The organism is Moraxella marmotae (assembly GCF_042219885.1).
Lineage (GTDB): Bacteria > Pseudomonadota > Gammaproteobacteria > Pseudomonadales > Moraxellaceae > Moraxella > Moraxella marmotae.
Map to the genome: position 1 here is coordinate 1,047,806 of NZ_JBHJHR010000002.1, position 14,279 is coordinate 1,062,084.

A 14,279-nucleotide genomic window follows, 5' to 3' on the forward strand; every position below is an offset into this window, starting at 1 on the left:
AAGATTTTATAATGAACATATTAGTAACTTATTGCAAATTTTTGTTAATAAGTGTATAACAGTAGTTTGATTTCACCTGCAAGGACTTTTGCCATGACTTTATCTCTGCACAAAGACAAAATCCGCTTTTTGCTTTTGGAAGGCGTTCACGAAAACGCCCTAAAAGTACTGAACGAAGCGGGCTACACCAACATTGAATACATCAAATCTGCCCTTGATGAAGCCGAATTGATCGAAAAAATCAAAGACGCACATTTTATCGGCATTCGCTCTCGCACGCAGCTGACTCGCAAAGTGCTGGAAGCTGCCGAAAAACTGATCTGCATCGGCTGCTACTGCATCGGCACCAACCAAGTGGACTTGCAAGCGGCATTGGAGCTGGGCATTCCTGTTTTTAATGCACCATATTCAAACACTCGCTCGGTGGCTGAATTGGTCTTGGCAGAGACCATCATGCTGATGCGTGGCGTTCCTGAAAAAAATGCCGTTGTGCATCGTGGCGGCTGGAACAAATCAGCCAAAGACAGCTACGAAGTGCGTGGCAAAACCATGGGTATCGTCGGCTATGGCTCTATCGGTTCGCAGCTGTCTGTGCTTGCCGAAAGTTTGGGCATGAATGTCATTTATCACGATGTAGTAACCAAATTGCCATTGGGCAATGCCGTGCAGGTGGGCAGTCTGGACGAGTTGCTTGCCAAGGCAGATGTGGTAACTTTGCATGTGCCTGATTTGCCAAGCACTCGCAACATGATCACTGCCAAAGAGCTATCACAGATGAAAGACGGGGCGTTTTTTATCAATGCGGCTCGTGGCGGCTGTGTGGACATTGACGCACTGGCGGCGGCACTGGCAAACAAAAAAATCTTGGGTGCAGCGATTGATGTGTTCCCAAAAGAGCCAAAATCTGCCGATGAAGAATTTGAATCACCATTGCGTGCCTTTGACAATGTGATTTTGACGCCGCATGTGGGCGGTTCAACCCAAGAAGCCCAAGCCAATATCGGTCTGGAAGTTGCCGAAAAATTCGTCCGCTATTCTGATCAAGGCGACACCACCAGTGCGGTCAATTTCCCAAATGTCGCCATTCCATTTAGCGAAGGCACGCACCGCCTGCTACATATTCACCGCAATGTGCCGGGCGTGTTATCGCAAGTGAACGCATCATTTGCCGATGCTGATATTAACATTGTGGCACAGTCATTGATGACCAAAGGCGATGTCGGCTATCTGGTGATGGATGTCGATGATAACGATTCTGAAAAAGCCTTGCAGCGTCTGCGTGCCGTGCCTGAAACCATTCGTGTGCGTGTGCTGTTCTGATTGCTTTTTGCCAAACAGTCATCAAGTAATTATCCAAACAGTTATTAAATAAACAACACCCAAAACCGCTGGCAAACTGCTGGCGGTTTTTTGTGGATCATTTGCCCTTGAAATTGCCCATCGGCGTAGCCATTTAAGATTTAGCTTGTTGATTTAGTCAATTTATCGGATAATACTGATAAGATAAATTGAATAAATGCAAGCGGTTTTTAAGGCGGTTTATTAAAAATATTTCTAAGATGTATTTACTATAAATTAAACAGATTGATAGGAAAAATTATGAGCAAGCATTATGATTATATCGCCATCGGTGGCGGCAGTGGTGGCATTGCGTCCATCAACCGTGCCGCCAGTTATGGCAAAAAATGTGCCATCATCGAAGCCAAACACATTGGCGGTACTTGCGTCAATGTCGGCTGCGTCCCAAAAAAAGTGATGTGGTATGCCGCACACATTGCCGATGCGATCAATAAATACGCCCCAGATTATGGCTTTGATGTCAAGCAGGGCAAGTTTGATTTTACCAAACTCATCACGGCACGCCAAGCGTACATTGAGCGGATTCATCAATCTTATCAAAATGTCTTTGACAAAAACCAAGTGGACATCATCAAAGGATTTGCCAGATTTGTCGATGCTCACACCGTAGAAGTGCTGGACGATCAGGGCAACAGCGAGATTATCACCGCTGATCATATTTTGATTGCCACAGGCGGTCAGCCACATCGCCCAGCGATACAAGGGGCGGAATATGGCATTGATTCTGATGGATTTTTTGAATTGGACGAATTGCCAAAATCGGCAACGGTCATCGGTGCAGGCTACATTGCCGTTGAATTGACAGGTGTACTAAACAGCTTGGGCGTGCAGACCAATTTGGTTATCCGTGGCGATAGACCGCTTAAGCAGTTTGATGCAGCGATTGTTGATGTGCTGATGCAGGTGATGCAGACCGATGGCATCAAGGTGCATACTCGTGCCGTGCCAGAGCGGATTTGTCGCCATGATGATGGCACGCTGTCGGTTGTGGCAGCAGATGGGCGACAGATCAAGAGCGATTGTGTGATTTGGGCGGTGGGGCGTAAGCCTGCGACCGATAAGCTCAATCTGGACGCAGCAGGTGTGGCAACCAATGATAAAGGTCAAATCCGAGTGGATAAATTCCAAAACACCACCGCCAAGCACATTTATGCAGTGGGCGATATTGTCGAAAATGGCATTGAGCTGACGCCAGTGGCGGTCGCTGCTGGTCGCCGTTTGTCCGAAAGACTGTTTAATCACAAAACCAACGAGCATTTGGATTATCAACTGGTGCCGACGGTAACTTTTAGTCACCCACCGATTGGCTCGATTGGACTGAGCCAAGAAGCTGCCATTGCTCAATACGGCGAAGCGGCGATTAAGGTTTATACTTCCAACTTCACGCCGATGTACAGTGCGGTCACCACGCATCGTGAGCCTTGCCGTATGAAATTGGTTTGCCTAGGCGATGATGAAAAAATCATTGGCTTGCACGGCATTGGTTTTGGCGTTGATGAGATGATTCAAGGCTTTGCCGTGGCGATAAAAATGGGTGCAACCAAGGCGGACTTTGACAATACGGTAGCGATTCACCCCACAGGTTCTGAAGAATTTGTTACCATGCGATAATTTTGTTACCATGTGATAATACCGGCAAACAAAAACCGAGCTTGCGTGGCTCGGTTTTTTTAAGGTAAATTGGTTCAATCAGCAAACCAATCAATAGATACCTTAAATCATGCTTGACGCTGATTGATGCGGTCTAAGGCATAATCCAGCAAGGCAAAGATGGTTTGGTGTTTGTCGCTGTCATCGTCCAAAGTTGGGTTAAATTCGGTAATTTCAAACAATTTCACCGAATCAAGACCAAGCAGGGCGTCAAATATCGAGCGAGTCTCATCGGCAGTGTAGCCGTGCGGCTCTGGCGTGCCAGTGGCTGGAATCAGGCTGGCGTCCAGTGCATCAACATCAAAGCTGACATAGACGGCATCGAGAGTTTGTAGTTTGTCGATAAGTTGGTCTAAGATGACGGTCAATGGCTTGTTGCTGTCATTGCCACCAATGCTTGCTCCTTGAGCAGAATAAGCAAAAATTTGCTGACTGGCGATGATATGCTCTTCGGGTGCTTCATAGCTTCTTAGCCCCAAGAAAAACACATCGCTTGGGCGAATGCCTGCGTGGGTAGATAATGCCTTTAAAGACTGCCATTGATTGGCCAAATTGGCATCTGGCGTGTTAATTTGGCAGTCCAAATTATCAAGACGCAAGGCAGTTGCCAAAGGCATGCCGTGCATATTGCCAGATGGTGTGGTATAAACAGAATGCAAATCGGCATGGGCATCAATCCACACCACACCAATGCGAGCGTCTTTGTGGTGATTCATAAATGCTGCCAGATTGCCGATGGCGTTTGAGTGATCGCCACTGATAATCACAGGAAAATGTTGGCTTTGCTTGCTGTTATCAAGCAGACCTTGAACTGTTGGCATCAGTTTGTCTTGAAAAAACGGCAACAAATGCTCAATGTATTTGGCAGATGGCTGCTTTGGCGATTCATCGACTGGCTGAGCAAAAATTTTATGCACAGCAGCAGGCTGATGCTGCTCACAATGCTTGGATAACATATCAACGCCATGCACAGTGCCGTGTTTGCCAGCACCGATGTCAGAATATACTTCAATCAATTCAATATTCATAAAAAACCACAAAATATCCGTTTGGTTGCTACATTTGGTTGTTAGGATTTTTGGTAATGGGTGGGGTCGCTGCCTGTTGTCTGGCAAGCATCGGCAAAAAATGCCGCTTGCACACGCTCACGCACCGCTTGATAATCGGCAAATTGCTCGCAGGTCTTTTCTAGGCTGCCTTGCCATGTGGGGATATTGCCTTTCATGCGAAGGAAGCGATTGTGCGGCGGTGTATGCAGGCGTTTGGCAGCGTCGATGGCAAGCAACGCCCCTTCTCGGTGGTTGCACACCAACGCCATATCGCAGCCTGCGTCAATGGCGGCAAGCACTCTGGCATCGACATCGCCAGCAATGTGTGCCGCCTTCATGCACAAATCATCAGAGAACACCACGCCGTCAAATTTTAGCTGACGGCGGATAATGTCGTCAATCCAAATTTTTGAAAAGCCCGCTGGCTTGTCATCCACTTGGCTAAAAATCACATGGGCAGGCATCAGTGCATCGAGCTTGTCCAGTGTTTTGACAAAGGTCTGGGTGTCAAAATTAAAAATCTCATCAAAGCTGCGAGTATCGATGGCATCAGCCACATGCGAATCTGGAGCGATAGATCCATGACCGGGAAAATGCTTGCCAGTGGTCGCCATGCCAGCATCTTTCATGCCGTCCATAAATCGAGCAGACAGGGCAATGATAGCATCTGGCTTGGCGTGAAAGGCACGATCGCCAATCACTAGGCTGACACCATTAATATCCAGCACAGGAGCAAAACTAAAATCAACGCCAACCGCCAGCACTTCGCACGCCATCAGATAGCCGCAGTCATACGCCAATGCTAAAGCACGCTCAGGCTCATTGTCATAAAGCTCGCCCAGTTTTCCCATCGCAGGCAACGGCGAAAACCCTTGGCGAAAACGAGCCACTCGCCCGCCTTCTTGATCGACAGCGATTAGCACATTAGGGTTTGCCGCCCGCATCGCATCGGTGAGCTGCCGCACTTGCTGTGGTGATTCGACATTGCGAGCAAACAAAATCATGCCGCCGATTTCTGGATTTGCCAGCAGTGCTTTGTCGCTATCGTCCAGTGTTTTGCCGGCGACATCTGCCATGATAATACCTGTTGCCATCATTTCCCCTTGTTGGTGAATTTATTCAAGCCAGTTTACCAAAGTCAGTTTATTGAAGTAAATTGCCAAAGTAAACCACTAAAGTAAATTTATTAAAATCATTAAAGTCATGCAAATTGAGCCAATTGTCAAAAATTTGCTCAATCATTTGGACAATTATCGGTGTATTATGCCACGAAATTGACCAAAAAATACGGTTTTTGTGCGTGCCAAATGCGATTTTGTGGATAATTTTGAGTTTTTGTAACGATTGCTTAGGCTGTTTGTACAAAAACCATCACTTATGTAAAAAATTTTCTAAATTTTTGTGGTAATATAGGACTGATTTTCATTTAGGCAAATGCCTTTTCGTAATAAAGTAGATTTTCTAAATTTTTATTGTAACATTGATAACATAAGGATATCCGTATGTCCAAACAGTTTTTTTTCTCGTCCGTTGCGGTGGCGGTGGCTGGTATTTTATTCACCAACAGCCTAGTATCGGCACAGGCTGCCGACCGCACCGCCTTTGAGCCGACGCCAGAGCAGCGAGTGACGGCTCGGCAGGTGTCGGTGTTGCTTGATCGCACGCATTATACTGGTCAAAGGCTGGATACGGCGATGGGTGAGCAAGTTTTGATGATGTATTTTGACAAACTTGACCCGAATCACACGATGTTTTTACAGTCGGATATTGACGAATTTACCGCCAAATACGCCAAAACCTATGCCGAGCGACTGTTGCGTGGCGACATTCAGCCGGGTATTGAGATTTATGAACGCTACCACACTCGCTCTTTGGAATATTTTGAGCTTGCCAAAGCGTATCTGGCAGGCGACATTGATTTAAATACCGATAAGAGCATTATTTTAGACCGTGAAGATGAGCCGTATTTTCAGACCAAAGCTGAGCAAGAAGAATATTGGAAAAATCAAACCGCAGCGTCTTTGATTACCATTACCCTAAACCAAGAAGACGACAAAGCCAAAGACCAAGCCTATCTGGACAATCCAGAGCTGACTCGTGGTCAGGATTTGGTTAAGGCGGAGCAACGCACGCCTGTTGAGATTTTGTTAAACCGCATCAAGCGACAACAAGAGCAGCTGATTCGTGTCAAAAATGATGAAATCATGGAAAAAGTGCTGGACGCTGCCACCAGTGCTTACGATCCACACAGCAATTATTTTGCCCCTGTGCAGGCCGAAGACATGCAAATCCAGTCCAGTTTACAGCTAGAAGGTATCGGCATTTCTATCCGCCCAGACCGCAAAAATCCTGACTATATCCGTGTGATTAGCTTGGTTGATGGTGGACCTGCTGCCAAGTCTGGGCAAGTGTACGCCAACGATTTGATTATCGGTGTCGCTCAAGCAGGCGGCGAGATGGTTGATACGGTCGGTTATAGCACTCGTGAAATTGTCGCCTTGATTCGTGGGGCTCGTGGCACCGAAGTTACCATCAAAGTGCGTCAGCCGAACACGCCAGACTCACAAGCTCGCACAGTAACGCTGGTGCGAGATGTGGTACAACAAGAAGAATCTGGCGTACAGCATCGCATTATTGAGCTGCCGTACCAAGGACAAACCAAGCGTGTGGGCGTGATTGAAATCCCCAGTTTTTATCTGAATTTTAAGGCACGCCGTGAAGGTTTGGACATCAACCAATATCGCAGCGTCAGTAACGACACCGAAAAAGCCCTAAAAGCGTTAAATGCCCAAGGCATTGATGGCTTGGTGGTGGATTTGCGAAATAATCCGGGCGGCTCGCTGGACGAAGTGGTCAAAATGCTCAGTATGTTTGTAAAAGAAGGCCCGCTGGTGCAGATTCGCAACAATCGTGGCGATGTGCAGATTTATACTGACAAAGACGGCGGCCGTCAGTTGTATGATGGCGATTTGGCAGTGCTGATTAATTTGGGTTCGGCGTCTGCTAGCGAGATTTTTGCCGCAGCGATTCAGGACTATGGTCTGGGCTTGGTGGTGGGCAGTACAACCACAGGCAAAGGTTCGGCACAGGTGCAGCGTGATGACATTGCACTGGGTTCAGCGACTTTGACCCAGAGCAAATTTTATCGTGTCAATGGCGGCAGCACCCAAAACAAAGGCGTGGTGCCAGATGTTGAACTGGTAAATATTTATGAAGGGATAGAATTTGGCGAGCGTGAATACAAAAATCCGCTGCCGTGGGACACCATCAAATCCACCAATTATCAAGCGGTGGGCAAATATTCTGCCAACACCATTGAGTCGCTGAACGAGCAATCCAAAGCTCGCCAAGCTACCGATCCGCAGTTTGTGTATTTGTCAGAGCTAAACGCCATTCGTGCTTTGGACGATGATAAAAAACCGTCAGAAATTAATCTGCAAAAACGCCGTGCCAAGATGCAGATGATAGACAATCGCACGCTGATTGCCGAAAATGCTCGCCGCCAAGCGACTGGCGAAGCACCATTTGCCAATTGGTCAACTTATCAGGCAAATCTAGAAGCACTGGCCGAAGAGCGTGGTGCGATGAAAGAAAACGAACGCCCAAAACTGCCAGAGAGTGAAGCTTATGTGCTTGAAGCGGCACGCTTGATGTTTGATGCTAATCAGCATTAATCACTTGATAAATCGATAAATCAAAACCACTGCAGACTTTGGGTTTGTGGTGGTTTTTTTAAATACCATCACGTCTGTACCCAGTTTTCAACGTGAATATCATACCGCTCAAAATCTTTGGCATTGTTCGTTACCAAAATCAATCCGTGGGCTTTGGCGTGGCAGGCAATCAAGGTGTCAAAACTGGGTTTGTGGTTTGCTGTTTGCATATATTCACCAAAACACATCGCACATTTTTCATCAAAGGGTAAAACGCCAATCAATGCTCGCAGGCGTGCAAATTCCGCCTTAGGTTCGTATTTATCCAAGCCACGCAATAGCTCCGCCCATGTGATGGCACTGATACCGACTTCACCAACTTGACAACTGGCAAAACGCTCCAGCACGCTTTTTGGTTGGTGTTTTAGCAGATAAATACAAATGTTGGTATCTAACAAATATTTCACCAATCACGCTCCGTATCGTCCAGTTCCATGCGTTCAAAATCACCAGTCATCTTATCGCCCAAGGCGTGAAAAATGCTCGGTACATCGGCTAAACTGGTAACAGGTCGGATAGTGATAACGCCATTTTCTTTGTTCAAAATCAAAGGTGTATCGGCAGGGTAGGCAAATTCTTTGGGCAATCTTACCGCCTGTGAATTGCCAGCCATGAATGGCTTTGTGTGAATGGTCGGCATAAAATAGCCCTTTTGTAATTACGGTTTGTGATTACATTATAGGGTGGTTGGGTAAAGTGTGCAAGATTTTTCGCTCTTTTTCCCTTGCTTTTTCAAGTACAAAAAAAGGTGTATAGTTTGCATGACACCCCATAGGACAAGCAAAAGGGCGAAAAGCCTTGAAAATAAAAGGGTGTCGCACCAAAGTGGACACCCTGAAATAATAAATTGGTCGGAATGATAGGATTTGAACCTACGACCCCTTGCACCCCATGCAAGTGCGCTACCAAGCTGCGCTACATTCCGATGGGGTATATTTTAGCGGATTTTGGCAAATTGGCAAGTGTTTTGTGTGTTTTGTGCAAAATTTTTGCCAAAAATCCCCAAGCGATAAACTTGGGGATTGGCTTAAGACGCTTGATTATGCTTTGTCTGTCTTGGCGGTTTTAGTGGTTTTACGGCGAGTGGCTGGTTTTTTGGCAGCGGTTGCCGTGTCGGCTAACTTTTTGGTTGGTTTTTTGGTGGCTTTGCCGTCCGCTTTTTTGGCAGTTTTGCTACCAGTTTTGCGGGTGGTCTTTTTGGCAGGCGTGCCGCCCAATAAGCCACGCTCTTTGACTTTTGCCAAAAGCTGCTCGCCCATCGGTTTTGGATTGCCAGTAAATAGCGTCGCCAAGCCGTTATTTTCGATAATATGGCGGCGAAGTTCTAGGCGTTCTTCGTGATTTTCAATCAGCTCAATGGTGCGTTCGACATATTCGTCCACTGTTTTGGTGACCAATTTATCCATCGGCAAGCCCAGACGCTGGAACAGACCTTCATCGATATGCTCATGCACTTCAGGGCCAGTTTTGCACACGCCGACCAAGCCCAGCGTTACCATATCAATGATGCCATTGGTATTGCCAAATGGGAATGGGTTGATCATCATGTCGCACTGGTGCAAGATGCGTAGATAGTTATGATACGGACTGTGTGCGTGTGCGGTCGCATCATCGCCCAAATAGGTCTTGATAAAGCGTGTCACATAAGGGTGCGTAACGCCGCTGGATTGACCCAAAGCAAAATGGAAATGCACTTTGACCTTGGCACGATCTCTGATGGCTTGGCAGGCTTGCAAGAAGTATGGGTTTAGTTTCATCGTGGTTGATGCCACGCCGATATTGACCACTTCTGGGTTTTGGCGTAGGCGGTATTCGACACTGCTTGGTGCCAGTGCTGATGGCACATACGGCAGGGCATCTTTTGGCAGGCGAATCAGTTTTTCGCTAAAGCAGTCTTCTGAGCCGACATAATCATCTTCAACGATGACATAATCAATGAATGGTGAATGTGTGGTCGCAGGGTGTCCTAGGGCAATTGCTTGCACTGGGGCGATTTGAGTATTGCTTAAGAAAATGGTGGTCAAATCCATGCCGATACTTGGCATGTATAGCACGGCAGGCTGTAGCTCATCGGCGATTTTTTTGATTTCAATCAAATTGCCCACGGTTGAGCTGGTGCCAATTTCGTGAAATTCATCAAACACTTGGCGACCTGCTTCATCGACCGCCGAGCCGCCGATCCCCACCAGATAAAAATGCTCACGAGCAGCAACCATCGAAGTTGAATGCGTGCGATAGATGGAATGGGCATTGTGGAAATGCTCAAGCACAACCAACATCACAGGTTTGCCATTTTTTTCGCCGATTTGGCCGACATCACGGTCTTGCCAGTCCAGCTTAAGCAAGTGCTTGCGGATCACTTGGTTTAGGCTTTCTTTGACACGGTGCTTGTCGACATCGACATCGTAGCTACAATGCATATACACATCGTGCGAGATGGCAGACGGCAAATCAGACAAATCTTCAAAGGTTGCCAATTTTGCTGGGAACCATCTTAGGATATTGGCACGCTTATTAAAGGCAGCTTCTGTACCGATAAAGCGTGGCGACTGCAAGGCAAAGCACAGCGAGCCGCACAGCTCTGGGCTGCTGCCCCACAGTGCGTCCAGTGATAGTGGAATGTTGGATTCGCCAGTGTACAAGACGCAGAATTTTTTCCAGACATTTAAATTGTCTGGCAGGTGGAAGTTGTTGATGTCTTTGCTGGGATTGACATTATAAGTGGCAAGAATGTGGTCGGCATTGACATAGCTACTGGCAGCAAAAATCAAGCCCAGCCAGCGATGCAAAGTCATAAAGCGTGAAAAACCTGAGTCCGACAGCCCAAAGTCGTTTTGACCATCAAATAAGGCAGTGGTCGCCACGGCAACACGAGTACAAAAATGCACCGTGCATTCGTCTTTAGAATGGGTCAGCTGCACTGGGTAATCGCATTCGATATCGTGCGTATCACCAAAGTTGCTGTCAAGTTTGCTTAAAATAGACAAAAGTTCATTACAAGCGGTTTCAAAATCTTTGTTGGCAACCGCTTGTTCGTAGCGGATTACACTGGCTTGGGTTGTCATAGTTACACTCATCTATAAAATCAAATAATCGCATCTAAAAATTGCAACGGCATATTATAATCTGTTTTTGGTCAGATACAGAGCGATTTGTGTACTTAAAATGTTAATTTTGGCAAAAGTTGCACCACGTCTAGGCTGCACCAAAATCAGCCAAGCTAAATTAAAAATCATACCATTTTACAAAAGGTGATGGTGCTGTCTATGTTTATTTTGCTCGATTTTTATGAAAAAATGCAATCAAATCTTCTTTGATTTGCTGTTCTCTTTTGAAGATATCATCTTTTAACCAATCATCTTTTGGGTAATTGGCGAGTTCTTTAACGACTTCAATAGATGATTGGCTATATTTCTCTTTTTTCTTGCCAAAATAACCATTGCCTGCTTGGGTGTTGAGCTTTTTTTCAAGGACAATTTTGTTGCCAAGATTGTTAAGATAAGCGTCAGCATCGTCTTTTTGCCAGCCATTGTAATTGGTATTTTGCCATTTGACTGGAAAAATATGCTCAATATCAAAATTATTTAAAATAAGTTTTTCTTGGCTTTCATTTAAATAAGCGTGCAATAACAATAAAGCTTTGGTCATTCTTGATGACGAATGCTCACTAATTTTCTGGGCAAAAATTTCACTATCCAACTCTATTTTATACTCATAATGATAATCGCTAGATTTTTCAAAACCAACATAGGTTTTAAAAATGTCATCTTTAATTGCATTAACGGTTGGTTTGTCAATAAATTTGGCAAATAAGAATGCAGTTAATTTTTCTAACATTTTTTCAAAGATAACTGTAAAATTATCACTATCTTTATATTTCATAAAAAATACACTAACCGCATACTTCCAGTACTCATTTGGATAGTGCCACAAACAGTCTATCCATTGTTTGGATTTTTGTGATACTTTATAATCAATATCGTCGATTGTATAATCCAAGAAAATAAATTTCCAAAAATTTGCCAGAGTAATGAGTTCTGTGATATCCACTTTATTGAGCTGGGCAGATTTGTCATCCATATAAAATCTACGCAAGGCAATTTCTTTGCCTGAGTTGTTGTCTCTTGCTCTTAAGATATGCATATAATAGCGAAAAATATCATCAATGGTGATATTGGCTTTTTCGCAAATCTGTGCTAATTCTTTCCAAGTCTCAGAAAATTCTTTCCTGTCTTTGCTTTTGCGATATAATTGAGCTTTAAAAATGTCAGAGTCGGATAATGGCAATCCTCTGTCATTCAATGTTGAGAAGATGGTTAAAGCGGTATCTTGAGTGTCGCATTCAATGGGTAATATGATGCATTTTTTTAAAATGCAAATACAAAACTTTTTCCAATTTAATGGTGCGTTTTTAGCATATTCATCACATTTGTCTTTAAAGAATAGGTAATTGGTAGAGTAAGCATCTTTACTTTTGTTGTCTGCATTACCTGTTTGCAATATATGATGAAAAATCTCGTTATTTTCTTCGGTTACCACTTCGGATAAGATATGAATGGTAGAAAAATCAGTAACGTTCTCCGATAATTCATCAATATCCCAAAGACATTTTCCAATTTGCTTTTTTAACCCATTGACTTCATCATCTTGTGGCATATTTTCTAATTTTTTATAAAAAGCTCGCAATAATAACATTAGAGAAGTGATGCGCTGTTGCCCATCGATGATTTCTTTATTGCCCTTTTCGTTGCCATGAGAAACGATAGTGCCTAAAAAATAGGTTGATTCTTTTTTATTTCCTTCATTTTGAAAGAAAAATTCCAAATCATTCCAAAGTGTTTCACAGTTTTCAATTTCCCATTTATAGGGTCTTTGATAATCTGGAATAATGAATCTTTTGTTATCCATAGAACCAAAAAATTCTGCAATCGTCTTTTTGCTTACATTTAATTCTGCCATTTTAATTTCTCCAAGATGTCTGTAACAAGCAAACCTAAGCTCATTTTGAACTTAGGTTTGTTTTTCTTAACCAATCAATTTTTTCATCAATTCATTGACTTGGGCAGGGTTTGCTTTGCCACGGCTGGCTTTCATCACTTGTCCCACCAGTCCATTAAAGGCTTTTTCTTTGCCGCCTTTATATTCATCAACCATCGCTTGGTTATTGGCAAGCACTTCTTTGATAATCGCTTCGATTGCTCCAGTGTCGGTTTCTTGCTTCAGCCCATGTTCGGCGATGATGTCATCGGCACTCTTATCGGTGCTGTCCCACAGATGGGCAAAGACTTGTTTGGCAATCTTACCGCTGATGGTGTTATCAGTGATGCGGACAATCATGCCGCCCAAACGCTTAGCACTGATGGGTGATTGGCCGATGGTCAAATCGGCTTTATTCAACGCCCCAGACAGCTCGCCCATCACCCAGTTGGCGGCGATTTTGGCGTTATTTTTACCAATAATTTCAATCACTTGCAAGAAATAATCCGACAACTCACGGCTGCCATTTAGCACATTGGCATCATAAGTGGGCAGCCCCAACTCATTGACAAATCGCTCTTTTCGCACGCTGGGCAGCTCTGGCATATCGGCTTTGACTTTTGCCAAGGTTTCATCGCTAATCACCACAGGCAGTAGGTCGGGGTCAGGGAAGTAGCGGTAGTCGTTGGCTTCTTCTTTGGTACGCATGGCACGAGTTTCGTCACGCTCAGGGTCATATAAGCGAGTGGCTTGCACGACTTTACCGCCGTCTTCAATGACATCGATTTGACGCTCGATTTCTGATTTGATGGCTCGTTCAATAAAGCGGAATGAGTTGAGATTTTTTAGCTCGCAGCGTGTGCCAAATGGCGTATTTGGCTTATGCACCGACACATTAATATCAGCACGGAATGAGCCTTCTGCCATGATGGCGTCCGAGATACCAAGCCATGTTACCAGCTCGTGAATGGTCTTGACATAGGCGACCGCTTCGGCAACCGATCGCATATCAGGCTCAGAGACGATTTCGATCAGTGGCGTGCCAGCACGGTTAAGATCCACGCCTGTCATTTGCGGTACAGCGTCATGCACCGATTTGCCAGCATCTTCTTCTAGATGGGCTCGTGTGATGCCGATGCGTTTGCTGTATTCGTTTTTTTCGCCAGCATTGACTAGAATATCAATGTAGCCTTCGCCGACGATGGGGTTTGCCATTTGGGTGATTTGGTAGCCTTTTGGCAAATCTGGATAAAAATAGTTTTTGCGGTCAAAGGTGTTATACATGCCCAATTTGGCATTGACACCCAGACCAAATTTTAAGGCGCGCTCAATCACGCCTTCGTTTAGGACAGGCAATGCCCCAGGAAAGCCCAAATCCACGATGGTCGCTTGGGTGTTGGCATCAGCACCAAAAGCGGTTGGTGCATTTGAAAAAATCTTACTGTCAGTGTTTAATTGGCAATGAATTTCAATACCAATCACGACTTCATAGCCGTCAATTAGGGGAGCTTGGTTTGTCATAAATTTTCCT

The 14,279-nt window shown here is 44.9% G+C and carries 10 protein-coding genes and 1 tRNA gene; 3 read left to right on the top strand and 8 right to left on the bottom strand.

Annotation, left to right across the window (positions count from 1 at the left end; genetic code table 11):
* Nucleotides 1–93: 93 nt before the first annotated feature.
* Both serA and gorA read left to right on the top strand, forming a co-directional pair.
* A complete protein-coding gene (gene serA / locus ACFBZI_RS04950; RefSeq protein ID WP_375715309.1) occupies nucleotides 94–1,320 on the top strand; it encodes a phosphoglycerate dehydrogenase in 1,227 nt (408 codons plus the stop codon).
* 279 nt (nucleotides 1,321–1,599) lie between these two features.
* Nucleotides 1,600–2,970, top strand: coding sequence for a glutathione-disulfide reductase (gene gorA, locus ACFBZI_RS04955; protein ID WP_375715310.1), 1,371 nt, complete (start codon nucleotides 1,600–1,602; stop codon nucleotides 2,968–2,970).
* 107 nt (nucleotides 2,971–3,077) lie between these two features.
* Here the strand turns inward: gorA and ACFBZI_RS04960 are convergent, their stop codons facing one another.
* Nucleotides 3,078–4,037 (bottom strand): arginase family protein, encoded by a 960-nt coding sequence (locus ACFBZI_RS04960; protein ID WP_375715311.1) that lies wholly within the window; start codon nucleotides 4,035–4,037, stop codon nucleotides 3,078–3,080.
* Nucleotides 4,038–4,078: 41 nt separating this feature from the next.
* Nucleotides 4,079–5,152: a beta-N-acetylhexosaminidase gene (gene nagZ / locus ACFBZI_RS04965; RefSeq protein ID WP_375715312.1), complete on the bottom strand. Its 1,074-nt coding sequence runs from the start codon at nucleotides 5,150–5,152 to the stop codon at nucleotides 4,079–4,081.
* Nucleotides 5,153–5,560: 408 nt separating this feature from the next.
* Here nagZ and ACFBZI_RS04970 point away from each other — a divergent pair, with 408 nt between their 5' ends.
* Nucleotides 5,561–7,732, top strand: a complete 2,172-nt coding sequence (locus ACFBZI_RS04970; protein WP_375715313.1) for a carboxy terminal-processing peptidase — start codon at nucleotides 5,561–5,563, stop codon at nucleotides 7,730–7,732.
* A 68-nt stretch (nucleotides 7,733–7,800) separates the two neighbouring features.
* On the opposite strand, the gene ACFBZI_RS04975 is transcribed toward ACFBZI_RS04970, so the two are convergent.
* The 6 genes from ACFBZI_RS04975 to gatB all read right to left on the bottom strand — a co-directional run bounded on the left by ACFBZI_RS04975 (nucleotide 7,801) and on the right by gatB (nucleotide 14,269).
* On the bottom strand, nucleotides 7,801–8,178 hold the full coding sequence (locus ACFBZI_RS04975) for a type II toxin-antitoxin system VapC family toxin (protein WP_375715314.1): 378 nt from the start codon (nucleotides 8,176–8,178) through the stop codon (nucleotides 7,801–7,803).
* Nucleotides 8,175–8,411 (bottom strand): antitoxin, encoded by a 237-nt coding sequence (locus ACFBZI_RS04980; RefSeq protein WP_375715315.1) that lies wholly within the window; start codon nucleotides 8,409–8,411, stop codon nucleotides 8,175–8,177. The genes ACFBZI_RS04975 and ACFBZI_RS04980 overlap by 4 nt, the downstream gene beginning before the upstream one ends.
* A gap of 208 nt (nucleotides 8,412–8,619) precedes the next feature.
* Nucleotides 8,620–8,696 (bottom strand) — tRNA-Pro (locus tag ACFBZI_RS04985).
* 115 nt (nucleotides 8,697–8,811) lie between these two features.
* Entirely contained in the window at nucleotides 8,812–10,836 is a 2,025-nt protein-coding gene (locus tag ACFBZI_RS04990; RefSeq protein ID WP_375715316.1) for a UDP-glucose:protein N-beta-glucosyltransferase, read from the bottom strand.
* A gap of 205 nt (nucleotides 10,837–11,041) precedes the next feature.
* Nucleotides 11,042–12,730 (bottom strand): DUF262 domain-containing protein, encoded by a 1,689-nt coding sequence (locus ACFBZI_RS04995; RefSeq protein WP_375715317.1) that lies wholly within the window; start codon nucleotides 12,728–12,730, stop codon nucleotides 11,042–11,044.
* Nucleotides 12,731–12,796: 66 nt separating this feature from the next.
* Entirely contained in the window at nucleotides 12,797–14,269 is a 1,473-nt protein-coding gene (gatB, locus tag ACFBZI_RS05000) for an Asp-tRNA(Asn)/Glu-tRNA(Gln) amidotransferase subunit GatB (RefSeq protein ID WP_375715318.1), read from the bottom strand.
* Between the last annotated feature and the right edge of the window lie 10 nt (nucleotides 14,270–14,279).

Coding starts and splice junctions, on each gene's coding strand:
- gorA (WP_375715310.1), top strand. CDS start 1,600: ATGAGCAAGCATTATGATTATATCGCCATCGGTGGCGGCAGTGGTGGC.
- ACFBZI_RS04970 (WP_375715313.1), top strand. CDS start 5,561: ATGTCCAAACAGTTTTTTTTCTCGTCCGTTGCGGTGGCGGTGGCTGGT.
- ACFBZI_RS04990 (WP_375715316.1), bottom strand. CDS start 10,836: ATGACAACCCAAGCCAGTGTAATCCGCTACGAACAAGCGGTTGCCAAC.
- ACFBZI_RS04980 (WP_375715315.1), bottom strand. CDS start 8,411: ATGCCGACCATTCACACAAAGCCATTCATGGCTGGCAATTCACAGGCG.
- ACFBZI_RS04995 (WP_375715317.1), bottom strand. CDS start 12,730: ATGGCAGAATTAAATGTAAGCAAAAAGACGATTGCAGAATTTTTTGGT.
- nagZ (WP_375715312.1), bottom strand. CDS start 5,152: ATGGCAACAGGTATTATCATGGCAGATGTCGCCGGCAAAACACTGGAC.
- ACFBZI_RS04960 (WP_375715311.1), bottom strand. CDS start 4,037: ATGAATATTGAATTGATTGAAGTATATTCTGACATCGGTGCTGGCAAA.
- serA (WP_375715309.1), top strand. CDS start 94: ATGACTTTATCTCTGCACAAAGACAAAATCCGCTTTTTGCTTTTGGAA.
- gatB (WP_375715318.1), bottom strand. CDS start 14,269: ATGACAAACCAAGCTCCCCTAATTGACGGCTATGAAGTCGTGATTGGT.